The organism is Aliiroseovarius sp. (assembly GCF_030148435.1).
GTDB lineage: Bacteria > Pseudomonadota > Alphaproteobacteria > Rhodobacterales > Rhodobacteraceae > JASBTN01.
The window spans coordinates 1-25592 of the sequence record NZ_JASBTN010000077.1; the positions used below are offsets into that span (position 1 = coordinate 1).

Consider the following 25592-nt stretch of genomic DNA (forward strand, 5'->3'; position numbering starts at 1 on the left):
TGGAAGAGAAGCTGCGCTTCGCCATCCGCGAAGGCGGCCGCACCGTCGGTTCGGGCGTCGTGTCGAAGATCATCGAGTAAGGACGGGGCTTGGGCGCAAGCCCAAACCCGGCCAGTGGTGACAGGGGCCTTTGCCTGCAAAGGCTCCCGGAAACCACCCCGGTGAAGATTACGAGAAAGGCCGCCTTCGGGCGGCCTTTTTTGTTCGACTTCGATGATCCCGAGACGCGCATCAAGCACGTGTCGAAGGTCATCGGGTAAGATCGAACTTTCGCAACGATAGTTCTGGCCAGGTGACAGACGAGGTTCAAAGGAACTCTGCTGTGAGCCAATCGGTTGAAAGAAAGGCCCCCCGCGCGGCGGCCCTTTGGCATTGCAGCCGGACATGGCAACAGCGTCCCCCGGAGCCGGAACGGAACCGCCCGACGGGAGGGATCTGACTATGGTGCGTTTGCCATCCGGTTTTGGTAAGGTCCAACCCGACACGCCACGTGCATGTGCTCTATTTGAGGCCGGTCGATGAAAGCTGTTATTCAAGAAAAATACGGAAGGGCCGAAGATCTTCGGCTGGCTGATGTCCCTCTCCCGGAGCCGGGGAGGAACCAGATCCGGGTGAAGGTTCTGGCCTGCGCGGTAAACCTGTCGGACTGGGAATACCTGATCGGCAAACCGTTCTATGCAAGAATGGTTGGCGGGCTGTTGCGGCCCAGGGTGCCCACTCTTGGATCAGACATTGTCGGATTGGTCGACAAGCTTGGCGCGGGGGTGACTGGTTTCAGGACCGGGCAGCGCGTGATGGGCGACTATGTCATGACCCGGGGCGGATTCGCCGAATATGCCTGTGTCCCGGCCGCCGAGACCGCGGTTGTTCCCGAAGAGTTGACGGATGAGGTCGCCGCCTGCTTGCCGCAGGCCGGGGGGATCGCGGTTGCCGGGACGTCGAACCTGGAGCCGGGAGAGCGGCTGCTGATAAATGGAGCCGGAGGGGGTTCGGGGACCATGGCCCTGCAACTGGCCAAGGCGGCCGACGCTCACGTGACGGCAGTCGACAATGAAGGAAAGCTGGCCTGGCTCAAATCCCTCGGCGCTGACGAGGTCCTGGACTACCGAAAGGATGATTTCGCTGAAATTGGCCGGAAATGGGATCGAATACTGGACATGGTGGCCACGCGGCGCCCCGGAAAGATCGCACGTGCCCTGACCCGAAATGGTGTCTATCAGGCGCTGGGAGGGCCGGTCCCTATCCTTCTTTCCCTGGCCCTTGGTGGCTGTTTGTGGCGCAAGTCGTGCAGAATCGGCATGTTGCTTGTCCCATCGGGCCGCGCTTTGACGGAACGTGTCGCGAAATTGGTGGCGGACGGAGATCTCGCGCCACATCTGGAGGCCGTGCTTCCCTTGTCGGCAGTCCCCGAAGCCCTGACGAGGACGGGGCAGGGAGACGTGTTGGGCAAGATTGTCATAAGGCCCTAATCGGCAAGCATGTTTGCTGTTTGCGGCGGAAATATTCCTTGCCACCCCCCCCAATCCCCTCTATTACGCGCGGGTTCGCTTCTGCGATAGAAGCCAAGGCGGGATTCGGTCCCGCTTTTTGGGTTCGACGAGGGCGGGTGGAATGAGCCACCCGTCGTCCTATCAACACCAAGCCTGAAAGGGCGAATGCTATGACCAGTCAAAACATTCGTATCCGTCTGAAGGCGTTTGACTATCGCGTGCTGGATGCTTCCACGCAAGAGATCGTCAACACCGCCAAACGCACGGGTGCCCAGGTTCGCGGACCGATTCCGCTGCCCAACAAGATCGAGAAGTTCACGGTTCTCCGTGGCCCTCACGTCGACAAGAAATCCCGCGATCAGTTCGAGATCCGCACGCACAAGCGTCTGCTCGACATCGTGGATCCGACCCCGCAGACCGTGGACGCGCTGATGAAGCTCGACCTGGCCGCCGGCGTCGACGTCCAGATTTCGGTGTAAGGAGGGTATCCAGATGCGCTCCGGTATCATCGCAAAGAAGGTGGGCATGACCCGCCTGTTCATGGAAGACGGCAAGCAGATTCCTGTCACCGTTCTTTCGCTCGAAGGTCTGCAGGTTGTCGACAACCGCACAGCCGAACGCGACGGGTACACCGCCGTTCAGCTGGGCGCCGGCACCGCCAAGGCCAAACGCACCTCGCAAGCCATGCGCGGCCACTTTGCCGCTGCCAAGGTCGAACCCAAGCGCAAGCTGGTCGAGTTCCGCGTTTCCGAAGACAACCTGGTCGAAGTCGGCGCCGAATTCTCGGCCGAGCACTTCGTTGACGGCCAGAAAGTCGACGTGACCGGCACCTCGATCGGTAAAGGTTTCGCCGGTGCCATGAAACGCCACAACTTCGGCGGCCTGCGCGCCACGCACGGTGTGTCGATCAGCCACCGTTCGCACGGTTCGACGGGTCAGTGTCAGGACCCTGGCAAGGTGTTCAAAGGCAAGAAGATGGCCGGTCACATGGGTGCTGCCCGTGTCACCACCCAGAACCTGGAAGTCGTGAAGACCGATGCCGACCGTGGCCTCGTCTTCATCAAGGGCGCTGTGCCCGGCTCCAAGGGTGGCTGGGTCACTGTGAAAGACGCCGTGAAGAAGAAGCTGCCCGAGAACGTCCCGTTCCCGGCCGCTCTGAAATCGGCCGCGACCGAAGCCCCGGCCGAAGAGGCCCCTGCGGAAGGTGGTGAAGCATGAAACTCGACGTAATCAAACTCGACGGCGCCAAAGCCGGGTCGGTTGACCTGGACGAAGCCCTGTTCGGCCTTGAGCCGCGCGCGGACATCCTGCACCGTGTGGTCCGTTGGCAGCGCAACCGCGCCCAGGCTGGCACCCACAAGGTCAAGACCCGTTCGGAAACCTCCTACTCGACCAAGAAGATCTATCGCCAGAAGGGCACCGGTGGCGCCCGCCACGGCGACCGCAACGCGCCGATCTTCCGTAAAGGTGGTATCTACAAGGGTCCGACCCCGCGCAGCCACGCCCACGACCTGCCGAAGAAATTCCGCAAGCTGGGTCTGAAACACGCCCTGTCCGCCAAGCTGAAAGCTGGTGAACTGGTGGTGATCGAAGACGCGTCCTCCGAGGGCAAGACCTCGGCCCTGGCCAAGCAGGTCAAGGACCTGGGCTGGAAGCGCGCGCTGATCATCGACGGTGCCGAGGTGAACGAAAGCTTCGCCCGCGCCGCCAAGAACATCGAGGGTCTCGATATTCTGCCGACCATGGGCGCCAACGTGTATGACATCCTGAAGCGTGACACCCTGGTGATCACGAAGGCGGGTGTCGAAGCTCTGGAGGCTCGACTGAAATGAGCGCGAAAGCTGAACTCTACGACGTGATCCGCAAGCCGATCATCACCGAAAAATCGACCATGGCGTCGGAAAACGGTGCGGTCGTCTTCGAAGTTGCCATCGACGCGAACAAACCGCAGATCAAGGAAGCTGTGGAAACCCTGTTCGGTGTCAAGGTGAAGGCCGTGAACACGACCATCACCAAAGGCAAGGTCAAGCGCTTCCGCGGCCAGATGGGCAAGCGGAAAGACGTGAAAAAGGCCTACGTGACCCTGGAAGAGGGCAACACGATCGACGTCTCGACCGGTCTGTAAGACGGTCTGTCACGTGAAATTGAGAAGCCCCTCGGCGCGAGCCGGGGGGATTTTTTGTTCACCCATCGAGTGAATTCGAAGGTGCCGCTCGGAACCGCGCAGCGGCAACGCTGCTTCCGTTATGTGTGATGAACGCAAGATCCGCCTGGTGCATTTCATACTTGGCGTTGGCCTCAGGCGAAGCCTGGGGCTATAGCTCACCCATGACAGATACCTTGCCCCCGTGCCCCGCCTGTGCGTCCGCCTTTACCTATGAGATGGACGCCCTGTTGATCTGTCCCGAATGCGGCCATGAGTGGTCCGCCCAGGACACCGAGGACACCGAAGGTACGGGGCGAGAGGTGCGCGACAGCGTGGGCAACATTCTGAACGATGGTGACACGGTGACAGTCATCAAGAACCTCAAGGTCAAGGGCTCGTCCTCCACGGTCAAGGTCGGCACCAAGGTACGTGGCATCCGCCTGGTCGACGGGGATCACGACATCGACTGCAAGATCCCCGGGATCGGCAAGATGGGTCTGAAATCGCAGTTCGTGAAGAAGGTTTAGGGTGGATCATCCTGGCGCGGAATCAAGGCCGCAGGCCGCCGCGCATCGACGACGCACGCGGTGGCGATCTCAAAGAAGTGTTCCCGCTTTATCCCTGCAAGTCCGTGCGCCCTCGAAGCAGAGCAGCCAGCCCAACCAAGTCGCCGCCGCGTGGGTGCGCGTCATGCCAGAGGCATGCTTTCGGCATGACGATGCGCGGCCCCGCTTTCCGCCAATCTTACAAGGGCTTTTCTACCCCGCGCCTATAGACACCTCCCCCCATCCCTGTTACATCCCGCGGGTCGCTTGGCCCCGGATTCGTTCCGGGGCCTGTGACGTTTTGGAATTCGGGCACCTTCGGGGGCCTATATCTCGGTCATCCGCGAACGTGCGGGGGGCTTAACATAGGGGCGGGGATGCCGGGCAAACTCGGTGCGCCGCTCAAGCTAAACGGAAGACAGAAAGCATGGCACTCAAGTCGTACAAACCGACGACGCCGGGCCAGCGTGGGCTGGTTCTGATCGACCGTTCGGAGCTGTATAAAGGACGTCCGGTCAAATCTCTCACCGAGGGTTTGACCAAGAAGGGCGGCCGGAACAACACCGGACGGATCACGATGCGCCGCCGCGGCGGCGGGGCGAAGCGTCTCTATCGTATCGTCGATTTCAAACGGAACAAGTTTGACGTCGCAGCCACCGTGGAACGGATCGAATACGACCCCAACCGCACCGCCTTCATCGCACTGATCAAGTACGAAGACGGCGAGCAGGCCTATATCCTGGCCCCGCAGCGCCTGGCCGTCGGTGACACCGTCGTCGCCTCGCAAAAGGCCGACATCAAGCCCGGTAACGCGATGCCCTTCTCGGGCATGCCGATCGGTACCATCATTCACAACATCGAGCTGAAGCCCGGCAAAGGCGGCCAGATCGCCCGTGCCGCCGGTACCTATGCCCAGTTCGTCGGTCGTGACGGTGGCTACGCCCAGATCCGCCTGAGCTCGGGTGAACTGCGCATGGTGCGTCAGGAATGCATGGCCACCGTTGGTGCCGTGTCGAACCCCGACAACTCGAACCAGAACCTCGGTAAGGCCGGCCGCAACCGCCACAAGGGCATCCGCCCGAGCGTCCGCGGCGTCGTGATGAACCCGGTCGATCACCCCCATGGTGGTGGTGAAGGTCGGACCTCGGGTGGTCGTCACCCGGTCACGCCCTGGGGCAAGCCGACCAAGGGTGCGCGCACCCGCAACAAGAACAAGGCGTCGTCGAAGCTGATCATCCGCTCGCGTCACGCCAAGAAGAAGGGCCGGTAAGATATGGCACGTTCTGTCTGGAAAGGCCCTTTTGTCGACGCTTACGTCCTCAAGAAGGCAGAGAAAGTCCGCGAGTCGGGCAAAAACGAGGTCATCAAGATCTGGTCGCGTCGTTCGACCATTTTGCCCCAGTTCGTGGGTCTGACCTTTGCCGTTTACAACGGGAAAAAGCACATCCCCGTGAACGTCACCGAGGAAATGATCGGTCAGAAATTCGGTGAGTACTCGCCGACCCGTACCTATTACGGGCACGCTGCCGACAAGAAAGCGAAGCGGAAGTAAGAGCCATGGGTAAGACGAAAAATCCCCGCCGCGTGGCCGACAACGAAGCAATGGCAAAACTGCGCATGCTTCGCACGTCCCCGCAGAAACTGAACCTGGTCGCTGGCATGATCCGTGGCAAGAAGGTCGAGACCGCCCTGAACGATCTGACCTTCTCGAACAAGCGGATCGCGCAGGACGTGAAGAAATGCCTTCAGTCCGCCATCGCCAACGCCGAAAACAACCACAACCTGGACGTCGACGAACTGATCGTTGCCGAGGCTTATGTGGGCAAGAACCTGACCATGAAACGCGGTCGTCCGCGGGCCCGTGGCCGGTTCGGCAAGATCATGAAGCCGTTTTCGGAACTGACGATCAAGGTGCGTCAAGTTGAGGAGCAAGCCTAATGGGTAACAAAGTCAATCCGATTGGCATGCGCCTCCAGGTCAACCGTACCTGGGATAGCCGCTGGTACGCCGACACCAAGGATTACGGGGATCTTCTGCTGGAAGATCTGAAAATTCGTGATTTCATTCATGACGAGTGCAAGCAGGCCGGCATCAGCCGTGTGATCATCGAACGTCCGCACAAGAAGTGCCGCGTCACGATCCACACCGCCCGTCCCGGCGTGATCATCGGCAAGAAAGGCGCGGACATCGAAGTCCTGCGCAAGAAGATCGCCAAGATCACCGACTCGGAACTGCACCTGAACATCGTCGAGGTCCGCAAGCCGGAACTGGACGCTGCGCTGGTCGCGGAATCGATCGCTCAGCAGCTGGAACGTCGCGTCGGATTCCGTCGTGCGATGAAACGTGCGGCTCAGAACGCCATGCGCATGGGGGCCCTGGGCATCCGGATCAACTGCGCCGGTCGTCTGGGTGGTGCCGAGATCGCCCGTACCGAATGGACCCGCGAAGGCCGTGTGCCCCTGCACACCCTGCGCGCCGACATCGACCACGCACATAAAGAAGCCCTGACCGCCTATGGTATCATCGGCATCAAGGTCTGGATCTTCAAAGGCGAGATCATGGAACATGACCCCGCTGCGCGTGACCGTCGTCAGGCTGAGCTCCAAGAAGGTCCCGCGCCCCGTGGCGCCGGCGGCCGTCGTTAAGGGAGGCATGACAGATGCTGCAACCGAAGCGCACTAAATTCCGCAAGATGCACAAGGGCCGGATCAAGGGTCTGGCCAAGGGTGGATCGGACCTGAACTTTGGGTCCTATGGTCTGAAAGCCCTGCAGCCCGAGCGCGTCACCGCGCGTCAGATCGAAGCTGCCCGTCGTGCGATGACCCGTCACATGAAACGTCAAGGTCGCGTCTGGATCCGGATCTTCCCGGACACCCCCGTGACCTCGAAACCTACCGAAGTCCGTATGGGTAAAGGTAAGGGTTCGGTCGACTTCTGGGCCTGCAAGGTCAAGCCCGGCCGCGTGATGTTCGAAATCGACGGCGTCAATGACGACGTCGCCCGCGAGGCCCTGCGCCTGGCCGCGATGAAGCTGCCGATCAAATCGCGCATCGTGGTGCGTGAAGATTGGTAAAACCAATCTTCACGAGTGCGGTGTAGGCGGTTTCGCAGAAACCGTCCGGGCCGCACCCCGGTGAAAACAAAAGACCCCCGGCGAGAAATCGTCGGGGGTTTTTCTATTCTTTGACCAACTCCTCAAGCTCTTCGACAGCCACGATCTGTGTGCCTAGCTTATAGGTGGCATTTTTTTGAAGAGAGGGAGGGAGTCAAACTCTCGGTTGCCACCTCGCCCGGCTGATAGGCCGGGCAGCGCCCGACCCTCCCCATGGGAGGGCGCTTCCGCCACGGGTGCGGCAGCCGCAGACAATTGAAGAAGCGTAGAGCGCTTGCCCCAATCGACGTCGCAACGCCCACCCAGGGTCGGGCGCTGCCCTAGGTGGCAAGTTGTGGGATCACTCGCCCCACTTGTAATTGAAGCTGACCGAGATCCGCTCGTCCTCGGCCTGGTTCAGCATGACCTCGTGGCGCAGCCAGCTTTCCCACAGCAGCACTTCGCCTACGGCCGGGGCGAAGTAGATGAAGCTCTGCTGTTCACGCCGCGCGTCCTTCATGCGCGGGGGCGCGGCCATCATGCGCGCGTGGCGCGGGTCTTCGTAGCGCAGAGCGCTGGCACCGTCGGGCATTGCGACATAGGTGGTGCCGGAAATCACCGAATGCGGGTGGATATGGGCGGAATGGTAGCCGCCCTCGGGCAGGATGTTGATCCACAGATCCTCCAGAACCAATTCGCGCCCGTCCAGATCGAACTCCAGATCCTTCGCGAATTCCGCCACATGGGCGTCAAGCGCCGTCTTGATGTCGGCGAACACCGGTGAGCGCCAGGTGAGGTCGGTCAGCGACGCATAGGAAGTATAGCCCGGATAGCCATTGTCCTCGCACCACTGCTGGCCCGCCTCGTCATCCTCGGCAATGCCCCAACAGTTGGCCTCGACCTCCTCCGGGTCCACGCCCGGTCCGAAGTCGTTGAGGTTTGCGCGATAGATGCGGGTGACGAAGAGGGATTCGATCTGTGCCATAAGCGCGTGATAGCGGAAGTGGGGCAGGGAGGCGAGGGGAAGGTGATGCGGCAAGCGGCCCCACGGCGCCGACCGGCGTTGCGCGCGTCGCGCCGCAAATCCCCAATAAAACCGAAGTTTCCCTTGCCCTCCCCCTACGCTGACCCTATAGAGGCGCATCTCACGGATTCCCGGCAACGGGATTCGTGTGTTTTGTCATTCATCCACCAGGATTCGAGTGACCCTGAGCAAACGTCGGGGGCTCGCTGGTGAGGGTAGCGAAAGGAAGAGGCGGATGAACGCCAAGGAACTGAACGACAAGAGCCCGGACGAGCTGCGCACGCAGCTGGCCGAGCTGAAGAAGGAAAGCTTCAACCTGCGTTTCCAGCAGGCCACCGGCGCTCTGGAGAACACCGCGCAGATGCGCAGGGTTCGCCGTGACGCGGCCCGTGTGAAGACCGTGTTGAACCAGAAGGCCGCCGCCGCGGCCGCGACCGAGTAAGAGGAGCCACCAAGATGCCCAAACGTATTCTGACCGGCACCGTTACTTCGGCCGCCAACGCCCAGACCGTCACCGTGTCCGTGGAACGTCGTTTCACCCACCCGGTGCTGAAGAAAACCATTCGTAAGTCCAAGAAATACCGGGCTCACGATGAGCAGAACGCCTATAAGGCTGGCGACACCGTCCGCATCATCGAATGCGCGCCGAAGTCGAAAACCAAGCGTTGGGAAGTTCTGGAAGGTTAAGCAACCGCTGACACCTTCCCGGACGACTTGACAAAGTCGAAACCCTGGGGATCACAGCAGGCATCGCTGCCCCATAGGTCGGGAGACACCACATGATCCAGATGCAAACCAATCTGGATGTCGCTGACAACTCCGGCGCTCGCCGAGTTCAGTGCATCAAGGTTCTGGGTGGTTCCAAGCGTAAATACGCCTCCGTGGGCGACATCATTGTCGTCTCGGTGAAGGAAGCCATCCCGCGCGGCCGCGTGAAAAAAGGGGACGTCCGCAAGGCCGTCGTCGTGCGCACCGCCAAAGAGGTCCGTCGTGAAGACGGCACCGCCATCCGCTTCGACCGCAACGCGGCCGTCATTCTCAACAACAACAACGAGCCCGTCGGCACCCGTATCTTCGGCCCGGTTGTTCGCGAACTGCGCGCGAAGAACTTCATGAAGATCATCTCGCTGGCTCCGGAGGTGCTGTAAGATGGCTGCCAAGCTGAAAAAAGGCGACAAGGTCGTCGTGCTGGCCGGCAAGGACAAGGGCAAGGAAGGCGAGATTTCGTCGGTCGACCCGAAAGCCGGCAAAGCCGTGGTTGAAGGCGTGAACATCGCCATCCGTCACACGAAGCAAAGCCAGAACGCACAGGGTGGCCGCATCCCGAAAGCGATGCCGATCGACCTGTCGAACCTGGCTCTTCTGGATTCGAACGGCAAGGCTACCCGCGTCGGCTTCCGCGAGGAAGACGGCAAGAAGGTCCGCTTCGCCAAGACCACTGGGGAGGCTGTCTGATGCTGGATGCTGCTACCTACACCCCGCGCCTGAAGGCCGCGTACAAGGAGAACATCCGCGCCGCCCTGAAGGAAGAGTTCGGCTACAAGAACGACATGCAGATCCCGGGTCTGGACAAGATCGTTCTGAACATCGGCTGTGGTGCCGAAGCCGTGAAGGATTCGAAGAAGGCCAAATCGGCCATCGAAGATCTGACCAAGATCGCCGGCCAGCAGGCCGTCGGTACGAAGGCGCGCAAGTCGCACGCTCCGTTCCGTCTGCGTGAAGGCATGATCATCGGTGCGAAAGTCACCCTGCGTGGCGACCGCATGTACGAATTCCTGGACCGCCTGATCACCATCGCGATGCCGCGCATCCGCGACTTCCGTGGTGTCAAGCCCAGCTTCGACGGTCGTGGCAACTTCGCCACCGGCCTCAAGGAACACATCGTCTTCCCGGAAATCGACTTCGACAAAGTCGACGAGACCTGGGGCATGGACATCGTGATCACCACCACCGCGAACACCGACGCGGAAGCCAAGAGCCTGTTGAAGCACTTCAACATGCCCTTCAACGCTTAAGCGCCGGGAGGAAAGAAGACATGGCTAAGAAAGCAATGATCGAACGCGAGAAGAAGCGTCAGGCGCTGGTGGAGAAATACGCCGCCAAACGTGCCGCGCTGAAAGAAATCGCGAATGACGAAAGCAAGTCGATGGAAGAGCGTTTCAAGGCGCGCCTGAAGCTTGCCGAACTGCCGCGCAACAGCTCGGCCACCCGCCTGCACAACCGCTGCCAGCTGACCGGTCGTCCCCATGCGTACTACCGCAAGCTGAAAGTGTCGCGGATCGCGCTGCGCGAGCTTGGCTCGCAGGGGCTGATCCCCGGCCTGGTGAAATCGAGCTGGTAAGGGAGAGATATTATGAACGATCCTATCGGCGATATGCTCACCCGCATCCGCAACTCGCAGCTGCGTGGTAAATCCACCGTTTCGACGCCCGCCTCCAAGCTGCGTGCCTGGGTGCTGGACGTCCTGGCGGACGAAGGCTACATCCGTGGCTATGAAAAAGGCACCGACGAACGTGGTCATCCGACCCTGGAAATCGGCCTGAAATACTTCGAAGGCACCCCTGTCATTCGCGAGCTGAAGCGGGTTTCGACCCCCGGCCGCCGCGTCTACATGGGCGTCAAGGACATCCCCGTCGTCCGTCAGGGCCTGGGTGTGTCGATTGTCTCCACGCCGAAAGGTGTCATGTCCGATGCAAACGCTCGCAGCCAAAACGTTGGCGGCGAAGTGCTTTGCACCGTGTTCTAAGGAGGTCTGCTATGTCTCGTATTGGCAAACGTCCGGTCGAGCTGCCCTCGGGTGTCTCCGCGACCCTGTCGGGCCAGACCGTCGAAGTGAAGGGCCCGAAAGGTGTCCTTACCTTCACCGCGACCGATGATGTCACCATCTCGATTGAAGACAGCTCCGTTACCGTCGAGCCGCGCGGCAAGTCCAAGCGCGCCCGTCAGCAGTGGGGCATGTCGCGCACCATGGTCGCCAACATGGTGACTGGCGTGACCGAAGGCTTCAAGAAAGAGCTGGAAATCAACGGTGTGGGTTACAGGGCACAGATGCAGGGCAACACCCTGAAGCTGAACCTGGGCCTGTCGCACGACGTTGACTTCGTCGCACCGGAGGGCGTCACCGTGACCGCTCCGAAGCCGACCGTCATCATCGTGGAAGGCATCGACCAGCAGCTCGTCGGTCAGACCGCGGCCAACATCCGCGCCTGGCGTAAACCCGAGCCCTACAAGGGCAAGGGCATCAAATACGCCGACGAGTATATCTTCCGCAAGGAAGGCAAGAAGAAGTAAGGACCAGACAGATGGCAAACAGCAAACGGACCCTGTTCCTCAAGCGCCGCCTGCGCGTCCGGAACAAGCAACGCAAGGTGAATGTCGGCAAGCTCCGCCTGTCGGTTCACCGCTCGTCCAAGAACATCAGCGTTCAGCTGATCGACGACGCTCAGGGCAAGACCCTGGCCGCCGCCTCCTCGCTCGAGAAGGATCTGGGCGTGATTGGCAAGAACAACGTCGAGGCCGCCGCGAAAGTGGGCGCCGCGATCGCCGAACGTGCCAAGAAAGCCGGTGTGGAAGAGTGCTACTTCGACCGTGGCGGCTTCCTGTTCCACGGCAAGGTGAAGGCCCTGGCCGACGCCGCGCGTGAAGGCGGGCTGAAGTTCTAAAGACCTTGAGGGGGGCTGGCGTGTGGTGGCCCCCCCGATGATCCGGGCCTTCGGGCACTGGGATCGAGTTACATCGGCGTGACAGCGCGCCACCATGAAAAGGACTGTCCAGATGGCAGAACGTGAAAACCGTCGGGGTCGCGGCCGCAACCGCGAAGAAGAAACCCCGGAATTCGCCGATCGTCTTGTCGCGATCAACCGCGTGTCGAAAACCGTGAAGGGTGGTAAGCGCTTCGGCTTTGCTGCGCTCGTCGTGGTTGGCGACCAGAAGGGCCGTGTCGGCTTTGGTAAAGGTAAGGCGAAAGAGGTCCCCGAGGCCATTCGCAAGGCCACCGAGCAGGCCAAGCGCCAGATGATCCGTGTGCCGCTGCGCGAAGGCCGCACCCTGCACCACGACATCGAAGGTCGTCACGGTGCCGGCAAGGTCATCATGCGCACCGCTCCGGAAGGGACCGGGATCATCGCCGGTGGTCCGATGCGTGCCGTGTTCGAGATGCTGGGCGTGAAGGACGTTGTGTCGAAGTCGATCGGCTCGCAGAACCCCTACAACATGATCCGCGCCACCCTGAACGGCCTGACCAAAGAGTCGAGCCCGCGCATGGTGGCTCAGCGTCGCGGCAAGAAAGTTGCGGACATCCTGGGCAACAAATCGGAAGCTCCCGCTTCCGAAGACGCGTAAGGAGATCTGACCCATGGCTAAAACCATCGTCGTCAAGCAGGTCGGCTCGCCGATCCGTCGCCCCCAAGACCAGCGTGCCACGCTGATCGGCCTGGGCCTGAACAAGATGCACAAGACCCGTGAGCTGGAAGACACCCCCGCGGTGCGCGGCATGATCGCCAAGATCCCGCACATGGTCGAAATCATCGAGGAAAAGGGCTGAACTTAGCCCCTTCCTGAGAATGGAAGCGCCCCGGTCTGGAAAGACCGGGGCGTTTTGTTATTCCTTGCCTCGCCATGTTGGTCCCAAAGTCACGGGGCCGAGCCAATGGGCGAGCTTTCTGCAACCATCCAATGCGGTAGGTAAGCCGGTTCCGGGTCCTCTGAATATGGAGGATCATTGTATGGAGGCTTCCTTTCTTCAATAGCGGTCTTCCGGTCTCTGAAGGCTTGCACACTGGTTGCGAAGAAGGTCCTTATGAATTCGACCCGATCTGTGAAAAACCAACTGTGGTCCATACGGTGTGTCCAACGTCTTAAGTGATTTCTCCTCATATTACGCCAAGAGGCTTGGTGTAAGAACAGAAACGTAAGTGAGTACGCCCCGCCCGGCACTGCCGGGCAGCGCCCGGTCCTCCCCACGGGAGGGCGCTTCTGCGACGTTCCAAATCTCACCGACATTTCGCTCTTGGCTGGCCGGCTGCCAAACATTCCGGTGCAAGTGCGCCCACCCAGGGTCGGGCACTTCCCGTTGGCGCCTCCCGCAACACGTTAACCTTGCTGCATTGCAGAAGATGCATGACGGCTGTTCCGGAATTGAAATTGTTAGCGCCCCCATCCACCCCTACATAGGGGGCATAGAGGAAGTCAAACAAACCCAGCCGGAAAATGCGTTCCGGCGCTTCTGAAAAGGATCACATCATGGCTTATGCAATCTCCGCCACCCACGGCCTGTCCCATGTCATCGCCGACGCGCTCTATTCCGCCTTCGACACCGTCACCACTGCGGTCAAGAACCGCGTCGATTACAACAAGATGGTGCGCGAGCTGGAGGCCCTTGGCCCCCGCGAGCTGGACGATATCGGCATCGCCCCCTGGCAGATCCACGAGATCGCCCGGAATTCCGTCTACGGTCGCTGAGAACCCGACCGGCTGACGCAACGCCCCGGACCCCAGCGGCCGGGGCGTTTTCTTTTGGCTCAGCGATGAGGCAGGCCGCCCAAGCCTTGCGCTTTCTGCAATGCGGCATTGACCAAAGAACGGTGGTGCGACTCCCCGACTGCTCCTACAAGCGCGCCAACACTTGCACACGCGCACAGGATCAGACAGATGAACGCCTACGTGACCCCGCTTTCGCCGCTCGCCGATGCCATCGCCGAGCTGATCTCAAGAGCCGACGCCCGCCTCCGCGCCTTCCTGGCCTCCGAGCCGGTGCCGACCTGGACCGAATACCTGGCCGACTGCCACAAGAAATGAGGCCCCCGCCTCCGTTTGCGTGAGAAGCCCCGGGGAAACCGCCGGGGCTTTTTGTTTTCCAGACTGCGCCCAGATGCCACAGGCAGCCGGGGGGCGGCACGTTCTAGACTGCATGGACCCGGGGAAAGTCCATGCCATGTCCTCACGTCCGACCGGAACGACCATTGCCGCACTTGTCGCCCTGATCTTCGGCGCCATGACGCTGTTTGGCGGTGGGACCGCGCTGTTTGGCGGGGAAATGGTGCAGGAGGCGGTCGGCGAGGCCGTACCCTTCATACTGTGGTTCAACTTCGCGGCTGGCTTTGCCTATGTGCTGGCAGGGTGGGGCCTGTGGATCCTGCGCCCCTGGGCCGCCTGGTTGTCGGGGGCGATCTGCCTGGCCACCCTGGGCATCCTGCTGGCCTTCCTGGTCCATGTATTGCGCGGAGGGGGGCATGAGCTGCGCACTCTTGTGGCCTTGCCCCTGCGCGCCGGGGTCTGGGCGGCGATCTTTGCCACCGCGTGGCGCAGCTGACGCCTCTTGTCACAGGCGCGCGCAGGGTCTATACGCCCCCGGTGGCCCCCTGTGGGCCCAGAATCACAATCAAGAAACGCCGAGGTTGGCCCGCTTACGCTTCAGGGGTCACATCCGGCTAGGAGAAGCGACATGAAACTGCATGAACTGCGCGACAACCCGGGCGCGACCAAACCGAAGAAACGCATCGGCCGTGGTCCCGGCTCCGGCACCGGCAAGACCGGTGGCCGTGGTATCAAGGGTCAGAAATCCCGTTCGGGTGTGGCGATCAACGGCTACGAAGGCGGCCAGATGCCGCTCTACATGCGCCTGCCCAAGCGCGGCTTCAACAAGCCGAACCGCAAGAAATTCGCCGTCATCAACCTGGGCCTGATCGAGAAATTCGTCGAAGCCGGCACCCTGGACGCGAAAGCCGAGATCACCGAAGATCTGCTGGTCGAAACCGGTGTCCTGCGCCGCAAGCTGGACGGTGTGCGGGTTCTGGCCAAGGGCGACGTGACCTCGAAGCTGAACATCACCGTCACCGGTGCGTCGAAAGCCGCCATTGCCGCCGTCGAAAAAGCCGGTGGTAAACTGACGGTCACGGCTGCGGCAGCTGCTGAATAAGCGCTTGTTCGGGGCCGCAGCGCCCCTTACATAGACGACAAGTTCCAAACGCCGCTGGAGCCGGGCACGGTCCGGCGGCGTTTTTCTTTCAGACAGGGGGCCTTTATGGCATCTGCAGCAGAACAAATGGCCGCGAACATGAGCTGGGGCGCCTTCGGCAAGGCGACCGAGCTGCGTTCGCGCATCTTCTTCACCATCGGACTTCTGATCATCTACCGGGTCGGCACCTATATCCCGGTGCCGGGCATCGACGCCGCCGCGCTGCGCACCTTCATGGATCAGGCGCAGTCGGGCATCGCCGGCGTGCTGGGCATGTTCACCGGCGGGGCGCTGTCGCGCATGGGGGTCTTTGCCCTGGGCATCATGCCCTACATCTCGGCCTCGATCATCGTACAGCTTCTCAGCTCCATGTGGGAGCCGCTGAAGCAGCTGAAGAAGGAAGGCGAGCAGGGCCGCAAGAAGATCAACCAGTACACCCGCTACGGCACCGTACTGCTGGCCACCGGCCAGGCCTTCGCGCTGGCCAATTCGCTGCTGGCCGGCGACCTGGTGCAGCAGGACCTGCCCTCGATGTTCTTCATCGCGGCCTGTGTCATTACGCTGGTGGGCGGCACCATGTTCCTGATGTGGCTGGGTGAGCAGATCACCGCGCGCGGCATCGGCAACGGCATCTCGCTGATCATCTTTGTCGGCATCGTGGCCGAGATTCCCGCCGCCCTGGGTCAGTTCCTGGCCTCTGGCCGTTCGGGCGCGCTCAGCCCTGCGGTGATTATCGGCGTGATCATCATGATCGTCGCCGTGATCGCTTTCGTGGTGTTCATGGAGCGGGCGCTGCGCAAGATCCATATTCAATACCCGCGCCGCCAGGTCGGCATGAAGGTCTATGACGGCGGCAGCTCGCACCTGCCGGTCAAGGTCAACCCGGCGGGCGTGATTCCGGCGATCTTCGCCTCGGCGCTTCTGTTGCTGCCGACGACGATCTCGACCTTCTCTTCCGGTTCGACCGGCCCGGTCATGTCGACCGTGATGGCCTATTTCGGCCCCGGCCAACCGCTTTACCTGCTGTTCTTTACCGCCATGATCGTTTTCTTCACCTTCTTCTACACCAAGGAAGTGGCCTTCAAGGTCGAGGACGTGGCGGACAACCTGAAGAGCCAGAACGGGTTTGTTCCCGGCATTCGCCCCGGCAAGAAGACCGCCGAATACCTGGACTATGTCGTCACCCGCATCCTGGTGCTGGGCTCGTCCTATCTTGCGGCGGTTGCCCTGCTGCCGGAAATCCTGCGCAGCCAGCTGGCGATTCCGTTCTACTTCGGCGGCACCTCGGTCCTGATCGTCGTGTCGGTGACGATGGACACGATCAACCAGGTGCAGAGCCACCTGCTGGCCCACCAGTATGAAGGCCTGATCGAAAAGTCGCAGCTGCGCGGCAAGGGTAAGAAACGCGGCAAGAAGGGGCCGTCACGCCGATGAACATCATTCTGCTAGGGCCGCCGGGCGCGGGGAAGGGCACCCAGGCCCGCAAACTGGTCGATGAACGGGGCATGATCCAGCTGTCCACCGGCGACATGCTGCGCGACGCGATGGCTTCGGGCTCCGAGCTGGGGCTGAAGGTCGCCGCGATCATGAACGCGGGCGAGCTGGTCACGGACGAGATCGTCATCGGCCTGATCGAGGAAAAGCTGAACGGCGACCACGGCGGCGGCTTTATCTTCGACGGCTTCCCCCGCACGCTGCCCCAGGCCGATGCCCTGGGCGCTCTGCTGGAGAAACATGGTGCCACCCTGGACGCCGTGATCGAGATGCAGGTGGATGACGACGCCCTGGTGGCGCGGATCACCGCGCGTTCGACCTGCGGCAACTGTGGCGAGGTCTATAACGACCTGTCCAAGCCCATTCCGGCCGACGGCAAATGCGCCAACTGCGGTGCAAGCGAATTCAAGCGCCGCGCCGATGACAACGAGGAAAGCCTGCGTACCCGACTGATGGAGTACTACAAGAAAACCTCGCCGCTGATCGGTTACTACTATGCCAGGGGCGATCTGCGCTCGGTCGACGGCCTGGCCGAAATCGACGAGGTGGCCGGTGCGATTTCCGCAGCCCTTGGCTGAGGCCGGACAAAGAGATGGAAGCGCCCTCCGGTTTCGGGGGGCGTTTTGTATTTCGGGGGGCAACCGGCCGAAGGCGAAATTGCGGGACATCCCGCCTGCACGTCGCTTCAAGTAGGGTTTCCCAGACCCCCGGGTTAACACCCCCTTGACGCCCCGCCCATTCCCGAGTACGTCACGCTATCCCCGGGTGGAATCAACCGTGGGGAATCGTGTGAGTCGGGGTCGCGCCCCGGAAGCACGGATCAGAGACTCAGCGAGGCCCGCAGGAGACCAGAATCCCGCGGGCTTGTGTTGTGAAAAAAGGTTCCGGAGTTACGGAACCGCAACGAAAAGGAATAAGACACTTGGCACGTATTGCCGGCGTGAACCTCCCGACCCACAAACGGGTCCCGATCGCCCTGACCTACATCACCGGTATTGGCCACACCTCGGCCGCCGAAATCTGTGAAGCCGTGAAAATCGATGCGACCCGCCGTGTTAACGAACTGTCGGATGCCGAAGTTCTGGCCATTCGCGAACACATCGACACCAACTACCTGGTGGAAGGTGATCTGCGCCGTGAAACCCAGTTGAACATCAAGCGTTTGATGGACCTGGGCTGCTACCGTGGCCTGCGTCATCGCCGCAACCTTCCCGTGCGCGGTCAGCGCACCCACACCAACGCTCGTACGCGCAAAGGCCCCGCAAAGGCCATTGCCGGCAAGAAGAAATAAGGGAGGGTTCGACCAATGGCTCGTGATAAATCCCGCACCAAGCGTAAAGAGCGTAAGAACATCGCGTCGGGCGTTGCCCACGTGAACAGCTCGTTCAACAACACCAAGATCCTGATCTCGGACGTGCAAGGCAACGCCATCGCGTGGTCGTCGGCCGGCACCATGGGCTTCAAGGGCTCGCGCAAGTCGACCCCCTACGCCGCCCAGATGGCCGCCGAAGATGCCGGCAAGAAGGCTCAGGAACACGGCGTCAAGACGCTGGAAGTCGAAGTTCAGGGTCCGGGTTCGGGCCGTGAATCGGCTCTGCGCGCCCTGGCTGCGATCGGTTTCAACATCACCTCGATCCGTGACGTGACCCCGATCGCCCACAACGGCTGCCGCCCACCGAAGCGCCGCCGCGTCTGATTATTTCGAATTGCTCGGGCCGTGGATTTCACCACGGCCCGAGTCCGTCATTTTACAACCTCGGGCGTTTTGCCTTCGGACATGAGGCAGGACAGGAATGGAGGGACGCATGATCCACAAGAACTGGGCCGAACTGATCAAGCCGACGTCGCTGGACGTGAAACCGGGCAACGACCCGGCGCGCCAGGCGACCGTCGTTGCCGAACCGCTGGAACGCGGCTTCGGCCTGACGCTTGGCAACGCCCTGCGCCGTGTGCTGATGAGCTCGCTGCAAGGTGCCGCGATCACTTCGGTGCAAATCGACAACGTGCTGCACGAGTTCAGCTCGATCGCCGGTGTGCGCGAAGACGTCACCGACGTGATCCTGAACCTGAAGGGCGTCGCCCTGTCGATGGAGGTCGAAGGCCCCAAGCGCCTGTCGATATCGGCCAAGGGTCCGCTGGTTGTTACCGCTGGTGACATCTCGGAAACCGCCGGCATCGAGGTGCTGAACAAGGACCACGTGATCTGCCACCTGGACGACGGCGCCGACCTGTTCATGGAGCTGACCGTGAACACCGGCAAGGGCTATGTCGCTTCGGACAAGAACAAGCCGGAAGATGCGCCGATCGGCCTGATCCCGGTCGACGCGATCTATTCGCCGATCAAGAAGGTGTCCTACGACGTGCAGCCGACCCGTGAGGGTCAGGTGCTGGACTATGACAAGATGACCATGAAACTGGAAACCGACGGGTCTGTCACCCCCGACGACGCGATCGCCTTCGCCGCCCGCATCCTCCAGGACCAGCTGTCGATCTTCGTGAACTTCGAAGAGCCCGAAGCCGCCGGTCGCCAGGACGAGGACGACGGGCTGGAGTTCAACCCGCTTCTGTTGAAGAAAGTGGACGAGCTGGAACTGTCGGTGCGGTCTGCCAACTGCCTGAAGAACGACAACATCGTCTATATCGGCGACCTGATCCAGAAGACCGAAGCCGAGATGCTGCGCACCCCGAACTTCGGCCGCAAATCCTTGAACGAGATCAAGGAAGTGCTGTCGGGCATGGGTCTGCACCTGGGCATGGACGTCGAGGAATGGCCGCCCGAAAACATCGAAGAACTGGCCAAGAAATTCGAAGACCAGTTCTAAGAAATCTTGCAGGGTGAGGGCGACTTCACCCTGCATTCAATTCCCGCATGGACGGGGAAGATTCGGGCGATCCTGCCCCAAGGAGAGGGACCGACACGCATCGGTTCACGGACAAAGCACAAGCCCGAACGGGCACAAAATGAAGGAAGAATGAAATGCGTCATGCCAAAGGCTACCGTCGCCTCAACCGCACCCACGAACACCGCAAGGCGATGTTCTCGAACATGGCTGGCTCGCTGATCGAGCACGAGCAGATCAAGACCACCCTGCCGAAAGCCAAGGAACTCAAGCGCGTCATCGAAAAGCTGATCACCCTGGGCAAGCGTGGCGATCTGCACGCCCGCCGTCAGGCTGCCGCTCAGCTGAAGCAGGACAAGGACGTGGCCAAGCTGTTCGAAGTCCTGGGCCGGCGCTACGCCGAGCGTAGCGGCGGTTATACCCGCGTGCTGAAAGCCGGCTTCCGTTATGGTGACATGGCCCCGATGGCGATCATCGAGCTGGTGGACCGCGATCCGGAAGCCAAGGGCGCCGCCGACCGGGCTCGCCTGGCTGCCGAAGAAGCCGCCGAACTGGCCGAAGAATAACCTCCGCCGGGCCCGGCCCCGCAGGAGAGAAAAGCCCCGCCGATTCGGTGGGGCTTTTTCGTTTCGGTGGCAGGGGTCAGTTGATCCTGCCGCTGTGCCTCTGACGGTGCAGCAACATCGAGGCACGCAACAGGTCCAGAAAATGTGCTGCTCCGCTCCGTGCGGAGTCCGACAAGCCCATGAAATCAATCAAGGCTTCCCGGTCACGATCGGAAAGACCGTTCAACTTCTCCAGCAGGTCCGCGTCCCTGTTTTGCACCTTGGCCTCTCGATTTTTCGAGGATTGTGTATTTACAATTTAGAGTTGATGCTAATTATATCAACTTGTCTAAAAGGATAGACCGGGTTGTGCAGGGCGTGGTGGGAAATGCCAAGATGAGGGATAGTCGGGGGCTGGACCAGGGCTTGGCCAGGTTGTCTGACCTGTCACCCAAGGGCTATGCTCTGGGGCTGCACATCCGCTATGCCGCCGCCCACCTGATGTTCCAGACCTATGACCCGCGCTGGACCGAGGCTTATACCGAAAACGGCTACATGCTTGCCGATCCCACCGTGTTCTGGGGCTTTGGCAACGAGGGCGCTCGGCGCTGGAGCGAGGTCGGGCTGCCCGATCAGCACGGCATCCTGGACCAGGCCCGGGTATTCGGGCTGAACTACGGGGTTGTGGTCTCCTGCGGGCCGATCTCCTCGCGCACCATCGGCGGCTTCGCCCGCGAGGATCGCGAGTTCAGCGATGACGAGATTGACGAGATCCAGGCCGTGGTGAAAGAGTTGCACGATGTTTCGACCCCGCCGGACCAGCTGACACCGGCGCAACGCATGGCGTTGCGGCTGATCGCGAAGGGCTCGCGCCATGCCGAGGCGGCGGCGATCCTGGGGATTTCCGAAAGCGCGCTGAAGGCGCGGCTGCGCTCCGCGCGGGATCGTCTGATGGTGCGCACCACGGCGGAAGCGGTGCAGCGGGCGCAGGAATACAATCTGCTGTAGTTTCGTGTTGGCGAGCGCCGGGGGCAGCCCCCGTCGCCATTGTCGCTCGGGCCAACGGCGCAACAATGACGACCCCCCGGGATATTTCTGGCAAGATAAAGAGGGCAGGGGGCTCTGGTGCTTGGCCTTCCGCGCGCCTAGTCTGCGCCCATGGCTGACCTGTTCGACACCCCGGCGAAAGACCGTCCCGATGCGCCCCGCCCTTTGGCGGACCGGTTGCGCCCGCAGGCCCTGGGGGAGGTGATCGGCCAGGAACAGGTGCTGGGCCCCGAAGCCCCTCTGGGCGTGATGTTGAAGGCGGGCAGCCTGGGGTCGCTTGTCTTCTGGGGGCCGCCCGGGGTCGGCAAGACCACGATCGCGCGGCTTCTGGCCGACGAGACCGACCTTCATTTCGTGCAGATCAGCGCGATTTTTACCGGTGTGCCGGAGCTCAGAAAGGTTTTCGAGGCGGCCAGGCTCAGGCGTCAGAACGGCCAGGGGACGCTGTTGTTCGTCGATGAAGTCCACCGGTTCAACAAGGCCCAGCAGGACGGGTTCCTGCCGCATATGGAAGACGGCACGATCCTTCTGGTCGGAGCCACCACGGAGAACCCGAGTTTCGAGCTGAACGCGGCCCTGCTGTCGCGGGCGCAGGTGCTGGTGCTGACCCGTCTGTCGCTGGCCGATCTGGAGCGCCTGGCGCAACGGGCGGAACGGGAGCTGGGGCGCGAACTGCCCCTGACCGGCCCTGCCCGCGAGGCGCTTCTGGAGATGGCCGATGGCGACGGGCGCGCGCTGCTCAACCTGATCGAACAGGTCATGGCCTGGGGGCTCGACGCCCGGATCGGGACCGAGGATCTGGGCACCCGCCTGATGCGCCGGGCGGCGAATTACGACAAATCCGGCGACGCGCATTACAACCTCATTTCCGCCCTGCACAAATCGGTGCGCGGCTCGGACCCGGATGCGGCGCTTTACTGGTTTGCCCGCATGCTGAACGGCGGGGAGGATCCGCGGTTCCTGGGCCGTCGCCTCACGCGCATGGCGGTCGAGGACATCGGCCTGGCCGACCCGCAGGCGCAGCGCGTCTGCCTGGACGCCTGGGAAACCTACGAGCGCCTGGGCAGCCCCGAAGGAGAACTGGCCCTCTCGCAGGCGGTGATCTACCTGGCGCTGGCGCCGAAATCGAACGCCAATTACGTGGCCTACAAGGCGGCGATGAAAGCGGCGAAGAAGACCGGGTCCGAACCGCCGCCCAAACATATCCTCAACGCGCCCACCCGGCTGATGGAGGACCAGGGCTACGGCGCCGGATATGCCTATGACCACGACGCGCCGGACGGGTTTTCCGGCCAGAATTATTTCCCTGACGGCATGAAGCGCGGCGTCTATTACCTGCCGGTCGAACGTGGATTCGAACGCGAGTTGAAAAAGCGAACGGATTATTTCGCGAACCTGCGTAAAAAACGCCGCTGACACAGGTGAAGCGTCAGGGGCACAGCCACGGCACCGTCCTGTCCGTCGGCGCGACCTTCGATTGCAGCCATTGAAAGCGCGAAGTTCTGTCGCGCCCGATACTCGCCCGCCGGAAAACGGTGCGTGAACCGGCTGAGCCTTGACAACAAGGCCCCGGGGCCTCAGTCAGGCCCCATGATGATACCCCTTGTGCAAGTTGCCCTGGGCGGCGCTCTTGGCGCCTCGGCCCGCTATCTGACCAACGTGACCGCGACGCGGATCATGGGGCATGGCTATCCCTGGGCGACGCTCACCGTGAACGTGCTGGGCTCGATGCTGATGGGGGTGCTGGTGGTGGTTCTGGCGAAGAAGGGCGGCAATGCCTACGCTCCCCTGCTGATCACCGGCATGCTGGGCGGTTTCACCACCTTTTCGGCCTTTTCCCTGGATGCCTTTACCCTGTTCGAACGCGGCCAGACCGCGGCGGCGGCGGGCTATGTGCTGGCCTCGGTCGTGCTGTCGATCGCTGCCATCGTCGCGGGCATCCTACTGACACGGAGCATCCTATGAGCGGCGTTCAGACCATTACGATCGGCCCGGGCGAACCCGAGCAGCGGCTGGATCGCTGGATCAAGCGGTTGTTTCCCCATGTCGGTCAGGGCCGGATCGAGAAAGCCTGCCGCAAGGGCGAGATCCGCGTTGACGGCGGGCGGGTGAAACCCTCGACCCGGGTGGCGCCGGGCAATGACGTGCGCCTGCCGCCACTGCCCGAGCCCGGCCAGATCACGGCCCAGCCCAAGCCCAGGGTCTCGGACACTGATGCCAAGCTGATCCAGGACTGCGTGATTTACCGCGATGATCACATCATCGCGCTGAACAAGCCGCCCGGCCTGCCGACGCAGGGCGGCTCGAAACAGACCCGCCACGTGGACGGGCTGGCCGAGGCGCTGAAATTCGGGCTGGAGGAAAAGCCGCGCCTGGTGCACCGGCTCGACACGGACACTTCCGGCGTGCTGCTGCTGGCGCGCAGCCGCGCCGTGGCCTCCGCGCTGACCGGCGCGATCCGCCACAAGGAGACGCGCAAGATCTACTGGGCCGTGGTGGCCGGCGTGCCGACACCCTATCTGGGCGAAATCCGCTATGGGCTGGTGAAGGCACCGGGCGGCGGCAAGGGGCAGGGCGAGAAAATGCTCTGCGTGCATCCGCGCGACATGGCGCAGGCCGACGGCGCCAAACGCGCGCACACGCTTTATTCCACGCTCTACCGCGTTGCCAGCCGGGCGGCCTGGGTGGCAATGGAGCCGATCACCGGCCGGACCCACCAGCTGCGCGCCCATATGGCCGAGATCGGCCACCCGATCATCGGCGACGGCAAATATGGCGGCTCCGGGCAGGAGAACCTGGGCGACGGCTGGGGCGCGGGCATCGGTGGCGAGATCTCGAAGAAACTGCATCTGCACGCGCGCTCGATGACATTCGAACACCCGGTGACGAAGAAGCCCGTGACTGTGACCGCCGATCTGCCCGACCACATCGCCCGCACCTTCGAGACGTTCGGCTGGACCGAGGATCTGGCGGCGGACGATCCCTTCGAGGGGCTGTAAGCAGTTGTCTGATCCGACCCGCCTGAAACTCGCCGTTTTCGACGTCGATGGTACGCTGATGGACAGCCAGGACCTGATCGTCGAGGCGATGACCCGCGCTTTTGCCGACCTGGGTGCCGCTCTGCCGACCCGCGCCGAGGTGCTGTCGATCGTCGGCCTCTCGCTTGACCGGGCCATTGCACGGATGCGGCCCGACCTGCCGCCCGGCGATGTCGCCCGCGCTGCGGACCGCTACAAGCAGAACTTCATCGCCCTGCGCGCGGAAAAGGGCGGTGAGGCCGCCGCGCCGCTCTACCCGGGTGCGCGCGATGCGCTGGACGCGCTGGCCGCCCGCGACGAGGTGCTGCTGGGCGTTGCCACCGGCAAGGCGAAACGCGGGCTGGACCATGCCATCGCCGCGCATGGCTGGGAGGGGCTTTTCCTGACCCGGCAGACCGCCGACGACCACCCGTCGAAACCGCACCCGTCGATGCTGCGAAAATGCCTTGCCGACACGGGGGCCGAAGCCGGCGACGCGGTGATGATCGGCGACACCACCTATGACATCGAAATGGGCCGCGCGGCGGGGTTTCGCACCCTGGGCGTGAGCTGGGGCTACCACCCGGTTGCCGCCCTGCGCGCGGCGGGCGCGGACCTGATCGTGGACACGTTCGCGGGCGTATTGCCCGCGCTGGACGAACTTTGGGGGACTTGATGAGCACCTGGGCTGCAAAGCGTTTTTGGAAAGTGGCCACGGCGGTCGAAGTGGGGGGCGGCTGGAGCGTCGAGCTTGACGGGCGCGGCGTGCGCACCCCCGCCAAGGCCCCTCTGGTGGTGCCGACCCGGGCCATGGCCGAGGGCATCGCGGCCGAATGGGACGCCCAGGAGGACAAGGTCGATCCGACCGCCATGCCGATCACCCGTTCGGCCAACGCGGCGATCGACAAGGTCACGAAACAGTTCGACGAAGTGGCCGAAATGCTGGCCGCCTATGGCGACAGCGACCTGCTGTGTTACCGCGCAACCGGCCCCGAAGCGCTGGTCGCGCGGCAGGCCGCGCGCTGGGATCCGCTGCTCGACTGGGCGGCGGATGTGTTCGGCGCCCGGCTGGCCCCGGTTTCCGGCGTCATTCACGCGCCTCAGGAGGCGCAGGCGCTTGCGAATCTCGCTGCGCGTGTGTCCGCCTTTACCCCGTTCGAACTCACGGCATTTCACGATCTGGTGTCGATTTCGGGCTCTCTCGTGCTGGGGCTTGCCGCGACCGAAGGCCACATGTCCGCCGCCGAGCTGTGGGATTTGTCGCGTCTGGACGAGACCTGGCAAGAAGAACAATGGGGCGAGGACGAGGACGCCAGCGCGCAGGCAGCCCTGAAAAAGCAGGCGTTTGAACACGCGATTCGCTTTTTTCGGATGTGCCGTTGACGCAAACGTCACAAC

Annotated in this window: 40 protein-coding genes; 39 read left to right on the forward strand and 1 reads right to left on the reverse strand. The window is 62.3% G+C overall.

Features of this window, described 5'->3' with window-relative positions:
* The 12 genes from Q1V43_RS13380 to rplP form a co-directional block, all read left to right on the forward strand.
* On the forward strand, window positions 1–80 hold an 80-nt coding region (locus Q1V43_RS13380), incomplete at its 5' end, for a hypothetical protein (protein ID WP_300519034.1).
* A 531-nt stretch (window positions 81–611) separates the two neighbouring features.
* Window positions 612–1469, forward strand: a complete 858-nt coding sequence (locus tag Q1V43_RS13385) for an NAD(P)-dependent alcohol dehydrogenase (RefSeq protein ID WP_300518880.1) — start codon at window positions 612–614, stop codon at window positions 1467–1469.
* Window positions 1470–1660: 191 nt separating this feature from the next.
* The gene (gene rpsJ, locus Q1V43_RS13390; protein ID WP_300518882.1) at window positions 1661–1969 is read left to right on the forward strand and encodes a 30S ribosomal protein S10; all 309 of its coding nucleotides are present in this window, start codon (window positions 1661–1663) and stop codon (window positions 1967–1969) included.
* Window positions 1970–1982: 13 nt separating this feature from the next.
* On the forward strand, window positions 1983–2708 hold the full coding sequence (gene rplC, locus Q1V43_RS13395; RefSeq protein ID WP_300518885.1) for a 50S ribosomal protein L3: 726 nt from the start codon (window positions 1983–1985) through the stop codon (window positions 2706–2708).
* Entirely contained in the window at window positions 2705–3322 is a 618-nt protein-coding gene (gene rplD, locus Q1V43_RS13400; protein ID WP_300518888.1) for a 50S ribosomal protein L4, read from the forward strand. Before rplC ends, rplD begins: the two co-directional genes overlap by 4 nt.
* The gene (locus Q1V43_RS13405) at window positions 3319–3615 is read left to right on the forward strand and encodes a 50S ribosomal protein L23 (protein WP_300518891.1); all 297 of its coding nucleotides are present in this window, start codon (window positions 3319–3321) and stop codon (window positions 3613–3615) included. The genes rplD and Q1V43_RS13405 overlap by 4 nt, the downstream gene beginning before the upstream one ends.
* A 203-nt stretch (window positions 3616–3818) precedes the next feature.
* Complete coding sequence (locus Q1V43_RS13410; RefSeq protein WP_300518894.1) at window positions 3819–4163, forward strand: zinc ribbon domain-containing protein YjdM; 345 nt, start codon at window positions 3819–3821, stop codon at window positions 4161–4163.
* Between the two features lie 445 nt (window positions 4164–4608).
* Window positions 4609–5451, forward strand: coding sequence for a 50S ribosomal protein L2 (rplB, locus tag Q1V43_RS13415; protein ID WP_300518896.1), 843 nt, complete (start codon window positions 4609–4611; stop codon window positions 5449–5451).
* Window positions 5452–5454: 3 nt separating this feature from the next.
* Window positions 5455–5733, forward strand: coding sequence for a 30S ribosomal protein S19 (gene rpsS / locus Q1V43_RS13420; RefSeq protein WP_300518899.1), 279 nt, complete (start codon window positions 5455–5457; stop codon window positions 5731–5733).
* 5 nt (window positions 5734–5738) lie between these two features.
* The gene (gene rplV, locus Q1V43_RS13425; RefSeq protein WP_300518902.1) at window positions 5739–6119 is read left to right on the forward strand and encodes a 50S ribosomal protein L22; all 381 of its coding nucleotides are present in this window, start codon (window positions 5739–5741) and stop codon (window positions 6117–6119) included.
* The gene (gene rpsC / locus Q1V43_RS13430) at window positions 6119–6826 is read left to right on the forward strand and encodes a 30S ribosomal protein S3 (RefSeq protein WP_300518905.1); all 708 of its coding nucleotides are present in this window, start codon (window positions 6119–6121) and stop codon (window positions 6824–6826) included. The genes rplV and rpsC overlap by 1 nt, the downstream gene beginning before the upstream one ends.
* 14 nt (window positions 6827–6840) lie before the next feature.
* On the forward strand, window positions 6841–7254 hold the full coding sequence (gene rplP / locus Q1V43_RS13435; protein WP_300518907.1) for a 50S ribosomal protein L16: 414 nt from the start codon (window positions 6841–6843) through the stop codon (window positions 7252–7254).
* Between the two features lie 379 nt (window positions 7255–7633).
* On the opposite strand, the gene Q1V43_RS13440 is transcribed toward rplP, so the two are convergent.
* Window positions 7634–8257 carry a TIGR02466 family protein gene (locus tag Q1V43_RS13440; RefSeq protein ID WP_300518909.1) on the reverse strand — a complete coding sequence of 208 codons (624 nt, stop codon included), beginning with the start codon at window positions 8255–8257 and terminating at the stop codon, window positions 7634–7636.
* Window positions 8258–8531: 274 nt separating this feature from the next.
* Here Q1V43_RS13440 and rpmC point away from each other — a divergent pair, with 274 nt between their 5' ends.
* From rpmC to Q1V43_RS13575, 27 genes are all read left to right on the forward strand, one after another.
* Window positions 8532–8738, forward strand: coding sequence for a 50S ribosomal protein L29 (gene rpmC / locus Q1V43_RS13445; protein ID WP_300518912.1), 207 nt, complete (start codon window positions 8532–8534; stop codon window positions 8736–8738).
* Window positions 8739–8752: 14 nt separating this feature from the next.
* Window positions 8753–8983, forward strand: a complete 231-nt coding sequence (gene rpsQ / locus Q1V43_RS13450; protein WP_300518915.1) for a 30S ribosomal protein S17 — start codon at window positions 8753–8755, stop codon at window positions 8981–8983.
* A gap of 92 nt (window positions 8984–9075) precedes the next feature.
* Window positions 9076–9444, forward strand: coding sequence for a 50S ribosomal protein L14 (rplN, locus tag Q1V43_RS13455; protein ID WP_005621870.1), 369 nt, complete (start codon window positions 9076–9078; stop codon window positions 9442–9444).
* A gap of 1 nt (window position 9445) precedes the next feature.
* Entirely contained in the window at window positions 9446–9751 is a 306-nt protein-coding gene (gene rplX / locus Q1V43_RS13460) for a 50S ribosomal protein L24 (protein WP_300518917.1), read from the forward strand.
* The gene (gene rplE, locus Q1V43_RS13465; RefSeq protein WP_300518920.1) at window positions 9751–10311 is read left to right on the forward strand and encodes a 50S ribosomal protein L5; all 561 of its coding nucleotides are present in this window, start codon (window positions 9751–9753) and stop codon (window positions 10309–10311) included. Before rplX ends, rplE begins: the two co-directional genes overlap by 1 nt.
* Window positions 10312–10331: 20 nt before the next feature.
* Window positions 10332–10637: a 30S ribosomal protein S14 gene (gene rpsN / locus Q1V43_RS13470; RefSeq protein WP_300518923.1), complete on the forward strand. Its 306-nt coding sequence runs from the start codon at window positions 10332–10334 to the stop codon at window positions 10635–10637.
* 12 nt (window positions 10638–10649) lie between these two features.
* A complete protein-coding gene (gene rpsH, locus Q1V43_RS13475) occupies window positions 10650–11042 on the forward strand; it encodes a 30S ribosomal protein S8 (protein ID WP_300518926.1) in 393 nt (130 codons plus the stop codon).
* An 11-nt stretch (window positions 11043–11053) separates the two neighbouring features.
* The gene (gene rplF, locus Q1V43_RS13480; protein ID WP_300518929.1) at window positions 11054–11587 is read left to right on the forward strand and encodes a 50S ribosomal protein L6; all 534 of its coding nucleotides are present in this window, start codon (window positions 11054–11056) and stop codon (window positions 11585–11587) included.
* Between the two features lie 11 nt (window positions 11588–11598).
* Window positions 11599–11958, forward strand: a complete 360-nt coding sequence (gene rplR, locus Q1V43_RS13485; protein ID WP_300518931.1) for a 50S ribosomal protein L18 — start codon at window positions 11599–11601, stop codon at window positions 11956–11958.
* Window positions 11959–12070: 112 nt separating this feature from the next.
* Window positions 12071–12637 carry a 30S ribosomal protein S5 gene (gene rpsE / locus Q1V43_RS13490; RefSeq protein WP_300518934.1) on the forward strand — a complete coding sequence of 189 codons (567 nt, stop codon included), beginning with the start codon at window positions 12071–12073 and terminating at the stop codon, window positions 12635–12637.
* Between the two features lie 13 nt (window positions 12638–12650).
* The gene (gene rpmD, locus Q1V43_RS13495) at window positions 12651–12839 is read left to right on the forward strand and encodes a 50S ribosomal protein L30 (RefSeq protein WP_133484938.1); all 189 of its coding nucleotides are present in this window, start codon (window positions 12651–12653) and stop codon (window positions 12837–12839) included.
* A 698-nt stretch (window positions 12840–13537) separates the two neighbouring features.
* Window positions 13538–13756 carry a DUF1127 domain-containing protein gene (locus Q1V43_RS13500; protein WP_300518936.1) on the forward strand — a complete coding sequence of 73 codons (219 nt, stop codon included), beginning with the start codon at window positions 13538–13540 and terminating at the stop codon, window positions 13754–13756.
* Between the two features lie 189 nt (window positions 13757–13945).
* A complete protein-coding gene (locus tag Q1V43_RS13505) occupies window positions 13946–14092 on the forward strand; it encodes a hypothetical protein (protein ID WP_300518939.1) in 147 nt (48 codons plus the stop codon).
* Between the two features lie 136 nt (window positions 14093–14228).
* Complete coding sequence (locus Q1V43_RS13510; protein WP_300518942.1) at window positions 14229–14606, forward strand: hypothetical protein; 378 nt, start codon at window positions 14229–14231, stop codon at window positions 14604–14606.
* A gap of 132 nt (window positions 14607–14738) precedes the next feature.
* Window positions 14739–15212 (forward strand): 50S ribosomal protein L15, encoded by a 474-nt coding sequence (gene rplO / locus Q1V43_RS13515; RefSeq protein ID WP_300518945.1) that lies wholly within the window; start codon window positions 14739–14741, stop codon window positions 15210–15212.
* Window positions 15213–15317: 105 nt separating this feature from the next.
* Window positions 15318–16685: a preprotein translocase subunit SecY gene (gene secY / locus Q1V43_RS13520; RefSeq protein ID WP_300518948.1), complete on the forward strand. Its 1368-nt coding sequence runs from the start codon at window positions 15318–15320 to the stop codon at window positions 16683–16685.
* Window positions 16682–17323: an adenylate kinase gene (locus tag Q1V43_RS13525; RefSeq protein ID WP_300518951.1), complete on the forward strand. Its 642-nt coding sequence runs from the start codon at window positions 16682–16684 to the stop codon at window positions 17321–17323. The genes secY and Q1V43_RS13525 overlap by 4 nt, the downstream gene beginning before the upstream one ends.
* Window positions 17324–17667: 344 nt before the next feature.
* Window positions 17668–18036, forward strand: coding sequence for a 30S ribosomal protein S13 (rpsM, locus tag Q1V43_RS13530; protein ID WP_300518954.1), 369 nt, complete (start codon window positions 17668–17670; stop codon window positions 18034–18036).
* A 15-nt stretch (window positions 18037–18051) separates the two neighbouring features.
* On the forward strand, window positions 18052–18441 hold the full coding sequence (gene rpsK, locus Q1V43_RS13535) for a 30S ribosomal protein S11 (RefSeq protein ID WP_300518956.1): 390 nt from the start codon (window positions 18052–18054) through the stop codon (window positions 18439–18441).
* A gap of 109 nt (window positions 18442–18550) precedes the next feature.
* Window positions 18551–19567: a DNA-directed RNA polymerase subunit alpha gene (locus Q1V43_RS13540; RefSeq protein WP_300518958.1), complete on the forward strand. Its 1017-nt coding sequence runs from the start codon at window positions 18551–18553 to the stop codon at window positions 19565–19567.
* Between the two features lie 155 nt (window positions 19568–19722).
* Window positions 19723–20151 carry a 50S ribosomal protein L17 gene (rplQ, locus tag Q1V43_RS13545; RefSeq protein WP_300518961.1) on the forward strand — a complete coding sequence of 143 codons (429 nt, stop codon included), beginning with the start codon at window positions 19723–19725 and terminating at the stop codon, window positions 20149–20151.
* A gap of 375 nt (window positions 20152–20526) precedes the next feature.
* Window positions 20527–21138, forward strand: a complete 612-nt coding sequence (locus Q1V43_RS13550) for a LuxR family transcriptional regulator (protein ID WP_300518964.1) — start codon at window positions 20527–20529, stop codon at window positions 21136–21138.
* 150 nt (window positions 21139–21288) lie between these two features.
* Complete coding sequence (locus tag Q1V43_RS13555; protein ID WP_300518967.1) at window positions 21289–22593, forward strand: replication-associated recombination protein A; 1305 nt, start codon at window positions 21289–21291, stop codon at window positions 22591–22593.
* 174 nt (window positions 22594–22767) lie between these two features.
* Window positions 22768–23142 carry a fluoride efflux transporter CrcB gene (gene crcB / locus Q1V43_RS13560; RefSeq protein WP_300518970.1) on the forward strand — a complete coding sequence of 125 codons (375 nt, stop codon included), beginning with the start codon at window positions 22768–22770 and terminating at the stop codon, window positions 23140–23142.
* A complete protein-coding gene (locus Q1V43_RS13565; RefSeq protein WP_300518973.1) occupies window positions 23139–24176 on the forward strand; it encodes an RluA family pseudouridine synthase in 1038 nt (345 codons plus the stop codon). The genes crcB and Q1V43_RS13565 overlap by 4 nt, the downstream gene beginning before the upstream one ends.
* Window positions 24177–24180: 4 nt before the next feature.
* Window positions 24181–24870, forward strand: a complete 690-nt coding sequence (locus tag Q1V43_RS13570) for an HAD-IA family hydrolase (protein ID WP_300518976.1) — start codon at window positions 24181–24183, stop codon at window positions 24868–24870.
* A complete protein-coding gene (locus Q1V43_RS13575; protein ID WP_300518979.1) occupies window positions 24870–25577 on the forward strand; it encodes an ATP12 family protein in 708 nt (235 codons plus the stop codon). The genes Q1V43_RS13570 and Q1V43_RS13575 overlap by 1 nt, the downstream gene beginning before the upstream one ends.
* The last annotated feature ends 15 nt before the right edge of the window (window positions 25578–25592 follow it).